The 1,107-nt window shown below is 65.0% G+C and carries 1 protein-coding gene; it reads right to left on the reverse strand.

From position 1 onward, the window contains the following. Positions 1-1,107, reverse strand: a 1,107-nt coding sequence (locus tag JMF90_RS38105; protein WP_305790782.1) for a type VI secretion protein IcmF/TssM N-terminal domain-containing protein, incomplete at both ends; no start/stop codon positions are given.

Consider the following 1,107-nt stretch of genomic DNA (forward strand, 5'->3'; position numbering starts at 1 on the left):
GAGGTTCTGCGACACCGGGGCCAGCAGGATCTGGCGCACGCCGTTGTAGTACTCGGTCAGCAGGTGCTGCTCGAGACGGTCGCCCTGGTACAGGCCGAGCGACACCGACAGCGGCTTGTCGCGGCGGAACTGTTCGAGCTGCTCGATCCGGTCCTCGATGATGTCCATCGCCTGCAGGCGCGACTGCAGGTCGTTGCGGCCCTGCTGCAGGCGCGTGACGTTGTCGAGGTCGGCCTGCACGTTCGCGACGAGCTGCTGGTTGCCGATCGTCGACCAGGTCCAGCCGCCCAACGCCAGCGCGAGCGCCGCGACGAAGCCGAAGAAGGTCGCGTAGCGCAGCCGCGTCTTGGTCGGGCTCGCGAACTGGCGCACCGTCTGGCGGTCCGCGAAGATCACCTTCGAGAACAGGTCGCGCAGGAAGAAGCCGTTCTTCGAGAACGCGCTGTGCGGTTTCGGCAGCGCGCTGCCGTCGAGGCCGAAGCGGTGCGCGATGCGCTGCGCGGCCGCGCTGTTGGTTTCGCCTTCCTGCAGTGCGCTGGTGAAGTAGAAGCCGCGGAAGATCGGCTTGTACTGGAACGGGTTGTTCTCGAACAGCGTCGCGAGGAACGCGCGCAGCGACGGCTTGATCGTCGAGAATTCGAGCGGAAAGCTCAACTGGCCCGGCGACAGCTGGTTGCCGCGCGACAGCGACAGCTGCGCGACGCTGATTTCCTTCAGCCCTTCGTAGAGTTCCTCGAAGTGCGTGTCGAACTGCGCGACGACGTCACGCTTGTCGTCGGGTTCGTAGGGCAGGGTGGCGCCCCACACGCGGTCGTACTCGTGCTTGTCGCTGCTGCTGAAGAATTCGGTGAAGCCGGTGATCAGGTCGGCCTTCGTGAACATCACGTAGACCGGCGCGAACACTTCCAGCTTTTCGGTCAGCTCCTGAACGCGCTGACGGAGGTTCTTCGCGAGGTTGATCGCGAATTCGGGGCGATTGCCGGTGAGTTCGGCGATGCTGGCCGTGACGATGATGCCGTTGATCGGCGCCTTCGGACGGTAGCGCTTGAGCAGCCCGAGGAAGCCGAGCCACTCGCTACGGTCTTCCTCGTGCACCGAATAGCGGCC

This window comes from Burkholderia sp. E168m23, assembly GCF_016586125.1.
Classification (GTDB): domain Bacteria; phylum Pseudomonadota; class Gammaproteobacteria; order Burkholderiales; family Burkholderiaceae; genus Burkholderia; species Burkholderia orbicola.